Origin of the sequence: Dehalobacter sp. DCM (assembly GCF_024972775.1) — a bacterium.
Classification (GTDB): Bacteria; Bacillota; Desulfitobacteriia; order Desulfitobacteriales; family Syntrophobotulaceae; genus Dehalobacter.
On the sequence record NZ_CP092282.1, the window covers coordinates 2183952 to 2200011 of the forward strand.

At 44.0% G+C, this 16060-nt stretch carries 16 protein-coding genes; all 16 read left to right on the forward strand.

The window, feature by feature from the left end; all coding sequences use genetic code 11:
• Positions 1-10: 10 nt before the first annotated feature.
• The 16 genes from LPY66_RS10165 (at position 11) to LPY66_RS10240 (ending at position 16052) form a co-directional block, all read left to right on the forward strand.
• Positions 11-2026, forward strand: coding sequence for a penicillin-binding protein (locus LPY66_RS10165; RefSeq protein WP_337987947.1), 2016 nt, complete (start codon positions 11-13; stop codon positions 2024-2026).
• A gap of 8 nt (positions 2027-2034) precedes the next feature.
• Positions 2035-3195 carry a M20/M25/M40 family metallo-hydrolase gene (locus tag LPY66_RS10170; RefSeq protein ID WP_337987948.1) on the forward strand — a complete coding sequence of 387 codons (1161 nt, stop codon included), beginning with the start codon at positions 2035-2037 and terminating at the stop codon, positions 3193-3195.
• A complete protein-coding gene (locus LPY66_RS10175; protein WP_337987949.1) occupies positions 3186-4205 on the forward strand; it encodes a M42 family metallopeptidase in 1020 nt (339 codons plus the stop codon). The genes LPY66_RS10170 and LPY66_RS10175 overlap by 10 nt, the downstream gene beginning before the upstream one ends.
• A gap of 65 nt (positions 4206-4270) precedes the next feature.
• Positions 4271-5278 (forward strand): M42 family metallopeptidase, encoded by a 1008-nt coding sequence (locus tag LPY66_RS10180; RefSeq protein ID WP_337988066.1) that lies wholly within the window; start codon positions 4271-4273, stop codon positions 5276-5278.
• 70 nt (positions 5279-5348) lie between these two features.
• Positions 5349-6098, forward strand: a complete 750-nt coding sequence (gene larB / locus LPY66_RS10185; RefSeq protein WP_337988067.1) for a nickel pincer cofactor biosynthesis protein LarB — start codon at positions 5349-5351, stop codon at positions 6096-6098.
• Positions 6099-6250: 152 nt separating this feature from the next.
• Entirely contained in the window at positions 6251-7789 is a 1539-nt protein-coding gene (locus tag LPY66_RS10190) for a sigma-54 interaction domain-containing protein (protein WP_337987950.1), read from the forward strand.
• Between the two features lie 333 nt (positions 7790-8122).
• A complete protein-coding gene (locus tag LPY66_RS10195; RefSeq protein WP_443112485.1) occupies positions 8123-9265 on the forward strand; it encodes a uroporphyrinogen decarboxylase family protein in 1143 nt (380 codons plus the stop codon).
• A gap of 26 nt (positions 9266-9291) precedes the next feature.
• Entirely contained in the window at positions 9292-9438 is a 147-nt protein-coding gene (locus LPY66_RS10200) for a hypothetical protein (RefSeq protein WP_337987952.1), read from the forward strand.
• Positions 9439-9688: 250 nt separating this feature from the next.
• A complete protein-coding gene (locus tag LPY66_RS10205) occupies positions 9689-10327 on the forward strand; it encodes a cobalamin B12-binding domain-containing protein (RefSeq protein WP_337987953.1) in 639 nt (212 codons plus the stop codon).
• Between the two features lie 123 nt (positions 10328-10450).
• A complete protein-coding gene (locus tag LPY66_RS10210; RefSeq protein ID WP_337987954.1) occupies positions 10451-11800 on the forward strand; it encodes a uracil-xanthine permease family protein in 1350 nt (449 codons plus the stop codon).
• A 156-nt stretch (positions 11801-11956) separates the two neighbouring features.
• Positions 11957-13117 carry a uroporphyrinogen decarboxylase family protein gene (locus LPY66_RS10215; RefSeq protein ID WP_337987955.1) on the forward strand — a complete coding sequence of 387 codons (1161 nt, stop codon included), beginning with the start codon at positions 11957-11959 and terminating at the stop codon, positions 13115-13117.
• 15 nt (positions 13118-13132) lie between these two features.
• On the forward strand, positions 13133-13258 hold the full coding sequence (locus LPY66_RS10220; RefSeq protein WP_337987956.1) for a hypothetical protein: 126 nt from the start codon (positions 13133-13135) through the stop codon (positions 13256-13258).
• A 242-nt stretch (positions 13259-13500) separates the two neighbouring features.
• The gene (locus LPY66_RS10225; protein ID WP_337987957.1) at positions 13501-14166 is read left to right on the forward strand and encodes a CoA transferase subunit A; all 666 of its coding nucleotides are present in this window, start codon (positions 13501-13503) and stop codon (positions 14164-14166) included.
• Positions 14163-14816, forward strand: a complete 654-nt coding sequence (locus LPY66_RS10230; protein WP_337987958.1) for a CoA transferase subunit B — start codon at positions 14163-14165, stop codon at positions 14814-14816. Before LPY66_RS10225 ends, LPY66_RS10230 begins: the two co-directional genes overlap by 4 nt.
• 29 nt (positions 14817-14845) lie before the next feature.
• Complete coding sequence (locus tag LPY66_RS10235; RefSeq protein WP_337987959.1) at positions 14846-15190, forward strand: cupin domain-containing protein; 345 nt, start codon at positions 14846-14848, stop codon at positions 15188-15190.
• Positions 15191-15260: 70 nt separating this feature from the next.
• On the forward strand, positions 15261-16052 hold the full coding sequence (locus tag LPY66_RS10240) for an SDR family NAD(P)-dependent oxidoreductase (RefSeq protein ID WP_337987960.1): 792 nt from the start codon (positions 15261-15263) through the stop codon (positions 16050-16052).
• Positions 16053-16060 lie beyond the last annotated feature (8 nt).

Here is a 16060-nt window from a genome sequence, read left to right on the forward strand (position 1 = left end):
ATAACAAAACGTGAATAAAACAGCAACGTATTTTCGCCGTGAATGGATCATATATAGTCTGCTTATTTTGATAGGCGTTATGATACTCGGAAAGTTATTTTTTTTACAAATCATTGAGTCGGGAGATCTTAAAGCCAAAGGAGCGACGTTAAGCACATCGAGTCCAACCATGCTCTATGAGCGCGGTATGATCACGGATGCACAGGGAAACGTCTTAAGTAAAAGTGTACCTTCGAAGGATGTCTATGCTGATCCCAGAATGCTTGAAGAGACGCTGTCTAAGGATACAACACAGATGAGCCAGCAGATCCTGGCGAAGAAAGAACAAATGGCGGCGGATATCGCCAAGATATTGGGTGATGATCAAACCAGGATCTTGAAATTATTGCAGAAGGATCTGTCCTGGGTAAGTATCGGGCGTCAGATCGATATTGAAAAGGCAGAGAAGATCGCTGCTTTGGAAATCCCCGGTGTAGGTTTTACGGATAATTATGAACGGGTTTATCCGGCGGGACAAATGGGTGCTTCTATTCTGGGCATAGTCAATATGGCAGGTGACGGTGTCGAAGGGTTGGAGTATGCCTACAACGCTGAATTAAAAGGCGAAAAGACGTTTGGAAATCAGACAGATACTTCACGTGATGATTATGTCATGGAAGATAGAAATATCCAGACGGGTTATAATCTGAACCTGACGCTGGATTCGACCATCCAGCATTTGATTGAGAATGAACTGGATAAAATTGTGACCGCATATACGCCGGCTCGGGCAGTGATTCTGGCGATGGATCCAAAAACAGGGAAAATTCTTGGGATGGGTTCAAGACCAACCTTTGATCCCAATAACTACGCCAAGACAACGGATGATCAACGCAAGAATCTGGCGATTAAGATGAATTATGAACCCGGTTCAACCTTTAAAATCATCACGGGGGCAACAGCCCTGGAAGAGAATGTTGTCAGTCCGTCGACGATCTATAATGATCCGGGCTTCCTTACAGTCAGCGGACGGCGGATCACTAACTGGGACTCGGATCGAAAACCGCATGGGGATATCACCTTTACCAAAGGGATGATGCTGTCTTCCAATGTCGTATTAGGCAAGGTCGGCTTGCAAGTTGGAAGAGATTTATTCTATACCTATCTCAAGTCCTTTGGGTTTGGCAGCAGGACTAATATTGATCTGGCTTTTGAAGAGAGGGGATTGTTGATCGACGTGAGCAAGGTCAAAAATCTTGAACTGGCGACGATGTCCTTCGGTCAGGCCAATCTGGTGACACCGATCCAGCTCTTGACAGCGATCTGTGCAGTAGCCAACGGCGGTCAGCTCTATCAGCCGTATATCGTGGATAAAATTACGGATACGGATGGCATCGTTGTCAGTGAAACGGTCCCGAAGGTCGTCAGACAGGTTATTTCGGAATCCACAAGTAAAACGATGACCGATATCCTGGTTGAAGTCGTCGATGACGGCACCGGTGGCAGGGCGAAAATACCCGGAATCAAAGTGGCCGGCAAAACAGGGACCGCACAAAAAATTGATCCCGAGACGGGAATGTATTCGTCGACGGATTATATTGTTTCGTTTGTCGGCTATGCACCGGCAAATGATCCGAAAATTGCCGTGTTAGTCGTTATTGATACACCCCATGCACCGGTTGTCCAAGGGGGAACTTTGGCCGGACCGGTGGTCAAAACAATTATCGAGGGTGCCCTCCAGTATTACGGTGTCCCTGTTGCAGCGAGCACGCCGAGTGATTTGACTAACGTCGATCTGGACAATGGGGAAAGTACATCCAATAACAACGAGACTGAAGAAACCGTGACGCCTGAAAGACAGCCGGTTGAAGGGGAAGTCATCGTGCCTGATCTGAGCGGCATGACCATGCGGCAAGTAGGGGAAACCCTGGGGAAAATTGATTTAAGGTATAAATTCAGCGGGAGCGGTTTAGCCTATAAGCAGTCACCGGAAGCAGGTAAGATTGTCAATAAAGGCGACACCATTGAGGTTCTCTTTGGATCCTGAATTTTTACATGGCAATGAGGACGCAAATAAGAAAGATAGGAAGGAAGATTGCTTTGGCAATGAACTCCTTGGAACTGGCCAAAAAATTGACCTGCTCTTTATCCGAAAGGATCGGGATATCCGGGTATGAGCATTCGCTGCATGCTGAACTAAAATCGCTCTTTGAGCTGATGCAGACAGAAACGTATACTGATATGATGGGAAATTTCTATGCGGTTAAATCAGGCAAACCATTTTATCCACCTCAAAGCCAGGCAAGCGGACAACTGAATCCAGGTTCTGAGCGAAAACAAATTATGCTGGCGGCCCACAGTGACGAGATCGGTCTGATGGTCACCTATATTGATAACAGAGGATTTCTGCATTTCACGCCAATAGGAGGAATCGATCAACGTACGCTGCTCTATCAGGAAGTCATCGTCTTTGGGAAAGAGCCACTTATCGGAATCGTCTGCCGGGTAGCTGCGAATAAAGATATACCCGACAGTAAGGATAAACAACCACTGGAAGCAAATGACTTAGCCATTGATATCGGCTGTTCGTTTGAGACCGCCTCGCTTAAAGTCAAACCGGGAGATATTGCCGGCATCCGGCGCAGTCCCTCTCTGCTGCTTAATGAACGCCTAGCAGGGAAGGCTTTGGATGACAGGGCGGGGATTGTGATCATGGCTGTCTGTCTTAATGAACTGCAAAAGTTGAAACACGCGCATGACATCGTTGCCGTCGCCACGGTACAGGAAGAAGTGGGCCTGAGAGGCGCCCAAACGAGTTCAGAACGTTTGATGCCCATGCTGGCAGTCGCCATCGATGTCACTCACGCCCAGACCTTGGATACAAAAAGTACCGTAGCCACCGAACTGGGCAAAGGGCCGGTACTCAGTCTCGGCCCGAATATCCACCCGTGGGTCATAGAAAGGCTGAAGGATGCTGCCCGGGAGAATCGGATTCCTTATCAGATTCAGGCTGTACCCGGGGCAACCGGTACGGATGCCAGGATCATTCAGCTCACAGGCTGCGGGATACCGACGGCGTTGCTGTCAGTTCCCCTGCGCTATATGCATACGTCTGTGGAAACGGTGGCTTTAAGTGATATTGTTGACAGCGGCAGATTACTGGCCCGTTTTATTGCCGCCCTGCCGGATGATCTGGAGGATGCCTTATGCTCTTAAAAGATTTATGCGAAATAAACGGCGTATCCGGCAACGAAAAAGCTGTACGCGATTACATTTTAGCCAACATCAGGAACGATGTCACAGCCTGCCGCGTCGACCGTATAGGCAATTTAATTGTTGAAAAGAAACTGGATTGTGACGATCGGCCAAAAGTATTGCTGTGCGCCCATATGGATGAAGTTGGCCTGCTGATAACCGAAATTACCGCGGAGGGCTATCTGAAATTTAAACCGGTTGGCGGCATCGACCCAGCTGTACTCATGTCAAAAACACTGATAGTGAACAACGCTGTTCACGGCGTTATCGGACTGAAGGCGGTTCACCTGCAAAAACCGGAGGAACGGAAAAAAATCCCGGACAGCGATGATTTATATATTGATATCGGTGCTGCCAACAAAGAAGAAGCGGAAAAGCTCGTCAAGCTGGGTGACTATGCATCCTTTTTGACTGTGTTTGAAGAAATCGGTGACATTGGCTTATATAAAGGCAAAGCGCTGGATGACAGAGTTGGCTGTGCGATTCTGATGGAACTGCTGAAGCAGGATTTCCCCTGCCATATCATTGCGGCTTTTACCGTGCAAGAGGAAGTCGGCTTACGTGGATCGAAAGTCTTAAGTAATACCATTGAGGCGGATTTGGCGATTAATATTGAGGCTACCGGCGCAGCCGACTACAGCGAAGCAGACCGGGAAGATTGGGTTGTTGAGCTAGGCCGTGGGCCTGCTTGTTCACTGATAGATTCAGCAACCATCTACCGACCGGATGCGATAAAAAAAGTCATGGAGACAGCCCGAACGAACCATATCCCGCTTCAATTCAGGCAAGGTACACGGGCGGCGAATGATGCCGGTAATATTCACCAGGCCGGCACTGGCATTCCCACGATCACCTTAAGCGTGCCCTGCCGCAATATTCATACGATGAGTTCCTTGATTTCGCGACAGGATTACGCCCATTGTTTGGAACTGGTAAAATGTATGCTGAATAATCTTAATCACTTCATATGATTTTTATCCATTGCTCTTGGTGATAGGGAATCAATAATCGGCAACGTCATTATTATAGGGAGGTCCTGCAGGTGCAGAGAAAACCGTTAGATTACACATTACTGGAGAAGCTGACCCAGACCTATGGCCCTTCAGGCAACGAACACAAAGTCGCTGTCAGGATCGGGGAAATGGTCAAGAACGACGCCGACGCAACAGAAACAGATATACTCGGTAATATGATCGTTAGAAAAAAAGGTTCAGGTAAGAAAATAATGATCGTCAGCCACATGGATGAAGTCGGGATTATCGTCACCCATATCAACCGACGCGGTTATTTGTATTTCGCCCCGATCGGCGGCATTCGGAAAAATGTCCTGATCGCTCAACGTTTTATTTTTGAGAGTGGGGTGGTCGGGACTGTCTGCCAGGAAGACAAGAAAAAAACAGATGACCTGACTTCGGTTAAGTTATATATCGATATCGGTGCGGCTAATGAGGAAGAGGCGCGGAAGCTGGTACAGGAAGGTGATATGGCTGTTTTCGCCGGTGATTATAAGGAAACTGAAACCAGCGTCATCTCCAAGGCGTTGGATAATCGGGCCGGCTGTTTCATCGCTATCGAAGCCTTAAAAGCTGTGTCCAGTGAAAATGACTTGTATTTTGTCTTTACAGCCCAGGAAGAAGTGGGATCACGGGGGGCAAAAACGGCGGCCTATGCTCTGTACCCTGATTTAGCACTCAATGTCGATACGACCTTTAGCTATGATGATCCCAAAGAGCTGGAGATGCACCGGACGGCAATGAATAAAGGTGTTGCGATTATGGTCATGGACCATTCCATCGTCGTGTCACCGGCAATTAAAAACTGGATGGCGGATATTGCCGAAACGCATCGGATTCCGTATCAATGGGAAGTCATCACAGGCGGAGGTACCGATTCCGGGCCTGTTCACCTGACCCGGGGAGGGATACCAACCGGCGGACTGTCTTTGCCCGTTCGGCATTTGCATACACCGAATGAGATAGCGGCAAAGAAAGATATTGAAGCCGCTGTCGATTTACTGTTGGCACTGCTGGAAAACCCCTCCTGAAAAGCAGTTAAGCTCGTGATAAATCAGAACATAATATTCGATGGCACTAAAGGTTGAGAGTGAGAAGAGCATGAAAGAAAATATCAAAGAAATTCTTAATCAGGTACAGACAGGGATGATCACTGTGGAAGAAGGGCAGCAGTGGATTGAACAGCTGTACGGTAGCAATTTGGGTTTTGCACGTTTGGATATACAGCGGGAGCATCGCAAGGGTTTTCCTGAAGCGATCTTTTGCCCCGGGAAGACGACGGATCAAATTCTGCAGATCGCCAAAAAACTCTATGAAAGATCCGGGCAGAATGTTGTGGCTACTCGGGCTAACAAAGAAATATTTGATTGCGTGCATCAGGAGATCCCAACAGCCGAATTCAATGCGATTTCCAGAACGATTCTAATTCGCAAAGGGGAACAACGCGCCGTCGGTAATATCTTGGTCGTGACCGCAGGCACATCGGATCTGCCGGTGGCAGAGGAAGCGGCAGTTACTGCCCAGGCAATGGGAAATCGTGTTGAGCGTCTCTATGATACCGGGGTTGCCGGTCTCCACCGCCTGCTAGCGGAGTCTGACAAACTCCAGCAAGCCAACGTCCTGATCGTCGTCGCCGGCATGGATGGCGTCCTGCCCAGCGTTGTCGGCGGATTGGTTTCCCGTCCGGTCATCGCCGTGCCGACGAGTGTCGGCTATGGCGCCAATTTCGGGGGAATAGCACCGTTATTGACCATGCTGAACAGCTGCGCGGAGGGGATCGGCGTCGTCAATATCGACAATGGATTTGGTGCCGGCTATCTGGCTTCACTAATCAACCAGATAGCAACTTGATTCTATGGAATATTGCGGAATACAGTCTTTAGGTATACAATCAAACTGCAATCATTATGTTTTCTATTATTTTATGGATTATGTGACGCGGTGCGTAATTTTGGACAGCGGCAAAATGCTTATTTGAATGAGATTATCCGAGGAGAGAGCGTATGCCAAATAGCCTGATCGAAATTGACCCTGAGGTAAAAAAAGAGATTACCGCATTATCACTATCTATGGGATTATCCGATTCGGAAACCGTAAAAATGCTCATGGAAAAGAATAATCAGCTTTCCCGCGATATTAAACAAATAACTAAGGAATTAAGTCTTCTCAAAGAGCGTGAGTTAGAGGCTTTTGTCATTGGGGATGTTTTATCCGATGGTATCTATATTATTGATAGCAAAGGGATTATTATAGCTGTCAATAAAGCATTTACAAAGATGACCGGAATTGAAGAAAATGAAATCATCGGTCATCCGGTTGAAGAGCTAATAAACAGAAGTATTGTCCAAAAACCGATTGGCAGAGTAGTTTTGGAGAAAAAAGAAAAGCTTTCGGCCACAATCGTGATGAAGGATAAAAAAATAGTTATCACCGGGAATCCGATTTTTGACAATAATGGCGATGTGACTCAGGTTTTGATCGTAATGAGAGATGTCACGGAGCTGGTAAAGTTACAGGATCAATTGGAACATACGGAGAAAATGACTCAGAAATATCGCGATGAATTGCAATATTTTCGGTCAAAAGAGATTCACAAAAGTGAACTAATCGGCAACAGTACGCGTATGCATCAGTTGAAAGAATTGATTACTCAGGTTGCCCAGGTTGATGCAACCGTACTTATAACCGGAGAAACCGGCGTTGGCAAAGAAGTCGTAGCCAGAGAAATCCATAAAATGAGTCCGCGTAAAAAAGCCCCTTATATTAAGGTGAATTGCGCTGCTATTCCCGAATCTTTATTGGAATCGGAATTATTCGGTTATGAAAAAGGCGCTTTTACCGGTGCCCAAAATAAAGAAAAACTCGGTCTTTTTGAGATCGCTAATTCGGGGACTATTCTTCTGGATGAAATCGGAGAAATGCCGATAAGCCTACAGTCTAAGCTTTTACGTGCACTTCAGGAAAAAGAGATAAGAAGGCTCGGAGGCACGAAATCTATAAAACTCGATGTGCGGGTTATCGCTGCGACAAATCAAAAATTGGAGCACCAGGTCGCTGAAGGAAAGTTCCGTCAGGATTTGTATTACAGGCTGAATGTTGTCCCGATTCATATTCCTCCGCTTCGCATGCGGAAGGAGGATATCCCGTTATTGATCAATTGTTTTTTGGAAAAATTCAACGAAAAATATAAACAGAATAAATCCTTCGAAATTGCTGCGATTGAACTCATGCAGCAATATAATTGGCCTGGCAATGTTCGGGAGTTGGAGAATATTATCGAACAGCTGGTTGTCATTATCAAAGAGCCTGTTATTAAGCCCCATAATATCCTAAATATTACGGACAACAGCAACATTATTTCTGATTTTTTTGATAAAAAGGACTTAACCCTTAAGCAGGCCGTTGATATGGTTGAAAAGCAAATCATCGAAAAAGCATTGAAAACTTATGGCAGTACGCATAAAGCCGCTGTCGTTTTGGGCGTCAGTCAACCGACGGTCTTACGAAAAGCAAGAGAATTAGGAATTAAAACAAGCAACTGATACATTATTGAATCGATTACTGATACGAATATTTATCGGAAGAGAAAGGCCTAGACATAGGCAGTTCTCTTTTTTGTTTATTCTGTTTTGATACATTTATGTATCAATTATTAATCTTAATCAATAAAAAAACACCTAGAATAAAGCCATTTATATGTTGGCACGGTTTTTGCACTTACTATGAGCAGAAATAGAAGAATATTAACTGCATCATACTAAATTTGAAAGGGGCAGTATTAATTGTAAAATAAGTTAAAAGAATATTCTGGCAATAATACTGACAACCAATTAACGACAGATGCCAATATGTTGAAAGGAAGTAGATCAATGATGATGTTGGAACAAGCTAAGGAAACAAATCAACTGTTTATTGATATTGATGAAGGGAGGATTCCAAAGAGAGTACCCGTTTACACCTGGATGGATATCACCTACATCATGCAGTATGCCGGTGTTAATCTAAAAAGAGCCCAATGGGATGTTGACCATTTTAAGGACATGGTGGAATTTGGAGCAAAGTCTTTCCAATCGGATATTAATCCGGCAACCTTTACCCGAATAATGCCGGTCTATAATATCTTAGGCGCCGTCAATTTTGTTATGAGCTCGGAAGGTCAAATTCAGCATCCCGAAGTTACAGGCATGCAACCGGAAGAGTATGACGAAATGATTAATGACCCGTATAAATTCACCCATGACAAGATATTGCCCCGTCTCTATAAGAATTTGGATACGACACCGGAAAAGAAAGCCATGGTCTTTGCCAAGGCCATGAAAGCCCATAGTGATATTTTTGGTCAAATCTTTGCCCATCACGATTTGATGGCGGAAAAATACGGGCTTGCTTACGACCGTGTTGGCTGTCAAACGATAGCGCCGTTTGATCAGGTAGCGGACCAATTCAGAAGCTTCAGCGGCATCAGTACCGATATCCGAAGATATCCGGATAAAGTACTAAAAGCCTGTGAAGCTGTCCTGCCAATGATGCTCAAGTCAGGCGTCAAACCGCATTCCTCACGACAAAAAAGAACGTTTATTCCGTTGCATATGGCGCCCTATTTAAGAGAAAAAGACTTTGAAAAATTCTATTGGCCGACATTTAAACGACTCATTGATGCGTTATGGGAAGCTGGAGCAGCACCTCTCTTATTTGTTGAACAAGATTGGACAAGATTCCTTGATTATTTGAATGAATTGCCGGCAGGGACCCAGATGATGTTCGAATATGGCGACCCTAAAGTGATTAAAGAAAAAGTAGGTAAGAAGCATATTATCTCCGGCCTGTACCCGTTGACTTTACTGGCTAGGGGCACAAAGCAAGAGTGTATCGATAAGGCCAAGGAGATGATTGATATCCTGGCACCAGGCGGAAACTATATTTTTTCTTTCGATAAAGTTGCCTTAAATCTCAAGGATGCCAAGCCTGAAAACATCATTGCTGTCAACGAGTTTGTCAAAGAATATGCCGTCTATTAAAAATAGTGATAGGGAGGTATTCCATTATGGAATTTAAATCGGAATATTATACGTCGTGGTCGGATTATCTTGAAAAGAACACCATTGATTGTGAGAATGAAGATGTTATTGCAGCGAATACGCAGTCTTATGAGGAAATGGTCTTTGCTTTCACCATGTGGCTGGTAATGTAAACACGGTTTGAAAAAACGGGAGATACAGTAATGAATCGGTAGGTGATTCATTACTGTATCAACAAGAGAAGGGTTAAAATAAGCATATCTTTTTGAATACAAAATCATAACGATACAGTAATGTATCACAGGGTAAGTATGAAAAAGGAAAAACACTTATTTTTGGCGGATTTTTGAGTTGGCACACTTTGTGCTTATACAATGGTATGAAATCATTAAATTATTATAAAAAATAACAGGAGGAAATGAAATGGCAAATTTAGATGCGATAACAAAAGCTGTAGGGGAACTTGACGAAGAAAATGTACTAAACCTGCTTAACACGTTTATCAGCTCGAATCCAACAGAAGAAGATGCCCAAAAGGTAGTGGCTGCTTGTCAGAATGGGATGGCTGTCGTCGGAGATTTATTTGAAAAAGGTGAATACTTTGTTGGTGATTTGATTTTTGCAGGAGAACTCCTAACCGGTGCCATAGAGATGCTAAAACCTATTCTCGGTTCCCAAAACGAAAATAATGCCGGGACGATCATCTTAGGAACTGTTTCCGGTGACTTACACGATATCGGTAAAAATATTTTCAGGAGCATGGCCGAAGCCGCCGGTTTTAAAGTAGTCGACTTGGGAATCGATCAACCTGCCAGCGAATTTGTTAATCAAGTTAAAGAACACCATCCTGTGATTGTGGGTATGAGCGGTGTACTGACCCTGGCCCTCGATGCCATGAAGAATACAGTCGATGCCTTAAAAGAAGCAGGACTGAGAGACAGTGTGAAAATTATTATCGGAGGAAACCCGGTGACCAAAGAGGCGTGTGAACAAATCGGGGCGGATGCTTTTACCACCAATGCTGCTGAAGGTGTGAAGATCTGTCAAGGTTGGTTAAACTAACAAGGGCTAAAGCTCTTTTCCAAACGAGAGGAGGTTCGGATCAGAGATAAAATTAATGCAGCAAAATGAGTAAAAAATTCAGAACTAAAAAAAGACTAGGTATATTTATAGGGGAGGATTTATATGAAATTAGCCGGTCAAGATATTATCGGTTCTGACGAAAAACTGAGCATTAAGCAATCATTATTTTTTGGTTTTCAGTCGGTATTGGCATGCAATTTGTTTTTAGGTCCTATTGTTATTATCGGTATTATGCAAATGAATGTCAGTGCGGCAGCCGCCCTTATTGCAAGCACCTTTTTAGCATGTGGGATTGCAACGATTATTCAATCAGGTTTATTTCTTAGATATCAGGTTATTCAAGGAATGTCCTTTGCTATCTTTGGCGCCGTCATTTCAATTGCTGTCAAAGCAGACTTTGCAACGGTGTTCGGAGGCATCATAGCAGCCTCAGTTATCCTTATGCTTCTCGGGTTAACAAAAACTTTTAGTATAATTGTAAATAAACTTATTCCGGGACTTGTTGCCGGAACGGTTATTACAATTATTGGGATTGCTTTAATGCCTATTACCTGGAATTCAATTATCGGCTTACCTGGGACGCCGGGTATAAACTTTTTGGAAGCAGGCGTAACGTTTATAGCAATGATAGTTTTCATGAGATTTGGACAGATTAAAAATAAAATCGGAAGAATACTTTCCATTGGATCTGTTATTTATGCTATCGTGTTAGGGACTGTTGTCGCCGCTTTCTTTGGGCATGTCGACTTGTCGCCTGTTGCTTCGGCTCCCTGGTTTGCAATTCCTCAGTTCTTACCATTCGGTCCTCCCAAGTTTGACATCAGTGCCATGATCACCATGACCTTCATCTTGTTAATTGTTATGGTTGAATCAGTCGGGACTTGGTTTACCATCTCAGAAATGTCGGGAGAAAAGATGGACAAGAAACGGCTAGACAGAGGCGTAATCGGCGAAGGACTTGGCTGTTTAATCGGTACATTTATCGGAGGGCTGCCTACCACCAGTTATGCTTCCAATTCAGGAGTCTTGATCGTAACCAAAGTATTTAGCCGCTATGCTGCGATTGGAGGCGGTATCATCGCGATTGCCATGGCTCTTTGTCCGAAGCTGATGTATCTCATCGCGATCGTTCCCAGTTCGGTTATCTGGGGAGTCTATGGTGTCATCTGTGTTATGGTTGTCACCAGCGGATTAGCCAGTATCCGAAGTTATCCGTTTACCGAACGTAATACGCTCGTGATCGGTACCTCCATTCTGGTTACCATTGGCGTCAGTGTTCTTCCTCCCGCACTAGTCCAGAGTATGCCCTCTCTTCTCAGCTATTTATTCGGCTCGGCAATCTGTATTGGTGCTTTAACCGCGATCATCATGAATTTAATTTTGCCGGAAAAAGCATCGGATAAAGCAATACCCAGTCGTTCTGGTGAAGCTGCGGAAATGATGGCTAAATAAAGATTAAATAATTTTATACCTTTGACTTCTTTATTGCTAAAGGTGAATGTGGAAAAACAGTTATGTTTTTTCACATTCACCTATGTGTTAAATCAAATAATTGTGGGCTAAATAGGCAATTGCGAAATAAATAAACTCGAGGAAGGTGAAAATGTAATGGACACAGCAAACATGTATGAGGAAAGGGTCAAACGGTTTGTTACTACAACGAATCACCAAGAACCGGACAGAGTCCCGATTTTGTCTAACATTGAAACTTGGGCGGTATCGTATGCTGAATCCACCATTACGGAATGTCTGGAAAGCCATGAAAAAGAAATTGAGGTCTTTGCCAAACCTTTTGGTGATATTTATTTTGATGGAACATTAGGCTTTACGTTGAACCGTGCTATGAAACTATACTCTAAATTAGGTTCCAATGCCTACTTTGTGTCTCAGGACGGTACAACGCTTCAACACTCCGAAATTTCACCAATGCAAGCAAGTGATTATGATGCATTTATTGACGATCCATTAATGTTCACATACAATACGATCTTCAAAAAGAAATATCCTGAATTAAGCAAACCCTATCCCGAAAACAAGCAGGCGCTCAAAGCGGCCGCTTTAGAATTAGCTGATTTTGGACTAAAAATGCAAAAAGGTGTAGCCTATCTAAAGGAAACACATGGCGTACCGGTAACTGCAGGAAACTATGTTATATCCCCCTTGGATATGATCTTCGACTATTATCGCGGATTTGGCGGCACGCTCACTGACTTGAGGCGATATCCGGACAAAGTCAAAGCAGCAACGGAAAAACTGGTCGATTTTTGTATAGGGTTAGCCATAGGAGGGGCTTCCAAACTTGAACCATTCCCATGGGTATTTACCCCCCTTCATATCCCTAATTATTTATCGGCAAAACAATTTGGTGAGTTCTATTGGCCTTTCTATAAGAGAGTATTACTCGCACTGCATGAAAAAGGTGCCAAAGTTTATGCTTTTCTGGAAGGTAATTGGGAAAACTTTTATGATTATTTACTTGAGCTTCCAAAAAACTTCTTAATTGGCGCTATGGAAAAAGACGATATCTTTAGAGCCAAAAAAATAATCGGGGATACAATTACAATCGCCGGCGGGATGTCTTTAAATTTATTGCGGTATGGAACCAAAGAAGAGTGCATCGATCACGCCAAGAAAGTAATCGATGTGTGTGCTCCCGGTGGTGGGTATATTTTTGGTACTAACCTTGTTATGCTCTCTAAAGGCGATGTCAATGTTGAAAATCTGAAGGCCGTCAATGAGTTTGTCCACAATTATGGGATCTATAAATAAAGGGGGTGAAATCTAGTGTCAAATGAACTGACAATCCTAGAATTGTTTCAAGAACTAAAAAAAGAATTGGATTTCTTACCCGATGATGATAATCTGAGAGAAGGCTTTCTGCAAGGATTGACTTTTATTATGATCCTTTAATAAAATCGATACACTTATGAATCAGTAGCTGATACATTTTATTATCAGAAGGGAAAGTGGCAATATAGCCTTTTTCTAAACAACGATTGGAGCACCGATACAATTATGTATCGGTGCTTTTTAATAATCAGGAAAAAACCCTTGAAATTAAGCGCTTTTTAAGTTGGCACGATTTTTGCTTAATATATTGTTGTAAGTGAAAGACTTCATCATCACAATTATTAACAAAAAGGTGGATCAAGATGAGCAAAAACAAGCTGAAGACTGCCTCTGAAGCAATTGAATGCATTAAGAGTGGAAGTGTCATCATGGTTGGTGGGTTCATGGGATGCGGCAGCCCGAAACATATTCTCGATGTTTTGGCTGAGACCAATGTTAAAGATCTCACCTGTATCAGTAATGATACGGATTTTGAAGGGGTTGGGGTTGGAAAACTGGTTAAAAAAGGAAAAATAGCTAAACTCATTGCTTCCCATATCGGTACCAATCCGGAAACCGGCAGGAAGATGAATAGCGGTGAGATTGTTGTAGAGTTAAACCCCCAGGGAACCTTTGTGGAAAGGATAAGGTGCGGCGGTGCAGGATTAGGGGGATTTCTCACTCCGACGGGTCTTGGAACGATTATTGAAAACGGCAAAAAAAAGATTGACGTTAATGGGATCACGTATTTACTTGAGACGCCGTTGAGAGCCAACGTGGCTTTAATTAAAGCCTTCAAAGCCGATTCATGGGGTAATCTGATATTTAGGGGATCCGGTCGGAATTTTAATCTGGCGATGGCCACGGCTGCGGATTATGTTATTGCCGAAGTCGAAGAATGTGTCAGTGTTGGAGATATTGACCCTGAAGATGTCATGCTGCCTGGAATTTTCATTGACGCCATTGTACTGAGGAGGGAAGAGGTATGACAGCAAAAGAAATGATCGTCAGACGAATAGCGAAAGAATTTAGCGATGGTGATATTGTCAACTTAGGTATTGGTATGCCGACGATGGCGACGGACTATATTCCCGAAGGTATCCAGGTGATTGTTCAGGCCGAACATGGTTTTATCGGAATGGGCCCCAAACCTAAAGAAGGGGAAGAAGATTGGAATTTGGTTGATGCCGGCGGAAAACCGACCAGTATTATTTCCGGTGGGGCTTTTTTTGACAGCACGTTGTCTTTTGCCATGATCCGGGGAGGCCACATTGACAAAACCGTTCTAGGGGCTTTGCAGGTCGATCAGTATGGCAATCTTGCCAACTGGATGATACCGGGGAAGATGGTACCCGGAATGGGTGGCGCCATGGATTTGGTGGTTGGTGCCAAAAAAGTCATTGTTGCTATGGAGCATACCACCAAAGACGGAGAACCTAAAATTCTCAAAGAATGTACGCTGCCTTTGACGGCCTGCAAGGAGGTCGATTTGATCATAACCAATATGGCGGTGCTTGAAGTTACCCCAAAAGGATTACTGGTTAAGGAAATTGCGCCGGGATTATCAATTGAGGATTTACAAAAAGCAACGGAGGCCGATCTGATCATCAGCGATAATTTATGTGTCATGGCGTATTAAGGGTATTTCGCAAGAGGAGGTAAGTTAAAGTGAAAAAGGTTGCGCTTAACGATGTTAAACCATATCAGGCTCCCAAACATTTTGACATGACGGCCCTGAGACTGCATGGTAAGGAAGAATCAGGGTCCAGCAAGTTCTGGATGGGCATGTCCTATTTTTTACCTGGCGGCGGGGCAGAGTGGGCTTATGAAGAAAATTCGCCCACTGAAAAGATTTATTATGTCTTAGACGGAGAAATCGTCGTTACATCAAAGCACGAGGAATTTGTGCTTAGAAAAGGGGATTCTCTGTTTATTGGACCCAATGAAGGACGTTCAATGATTAACAAAACAAACCAGGTGGCAGCTGTATTAGTCGTAATAAGTTATGAATGATCAACGACGTGTCAAATAATGAAAAACATGATAGGATGTCTAATTTAATTTATGATAGGTGGTCGTAAAAGTGGTTGTGAATCAACAGTTTGTCAACAATCTGTTTGATGTCAAAGGAAAAGTTGCGCTTTTGACTGGAGCGACAGGGGCACTGGGGCGTGCGGTCGCTTTCGGCTATGGATTTGCAGGTATGAAACTTTTTGTTACCGGTCGGACTGACGAAAAATGCAAGGCGCTTTGCAATGATCTTGCTGCACAGGGAATCGAATGCGGTTATTCCGTCGGGGATCCTTCCAATGAGGATGACGTGATTAAAATTGTGCAGGATGCGGTGGCACGGTTTGGCGAGATCAATATCCTTCTGACAGCCGCTGGGTACAATCACGCCCAGCCAATCGTTGAACAAGAACTTACTGAATGGAAGAAAATTATGGATTCCGATGTTCAAGGTACGTGGCTTTTCTGTAAATATGTCGGCAAGCAAATGATCGCCCAGGGCAAAGGCGGAAAAATGATTTTAGTGTCTTCAGCCCGCTCCAAAATGGGAATGGCCGGGTATACCGGCTACTGCACGGCGAAAGCTGGAATTGACCTTATGGCTCAATCGCTGGCCTGTGAGTGGTCCGCCAAATACAAAATCAATGTTAACACCATCAATCCGACGGTATTTCGCTCCGATTTAACAGAGTGGATGTTTGATGAAGAAAGTGCTGTTTATAAAAACTTCCTGAAACGACTACCAATAGGACGGCTGGGTGAGCCGGAAGATTTTGTAGGTTCGTGTATTTTTCTTGCGTCAAGTGCCAGCGATTTTATGACAGGCGCCAATGTCGCGGTTGAAGGCGGATACTGGGCAAACTAGCGGAGGTC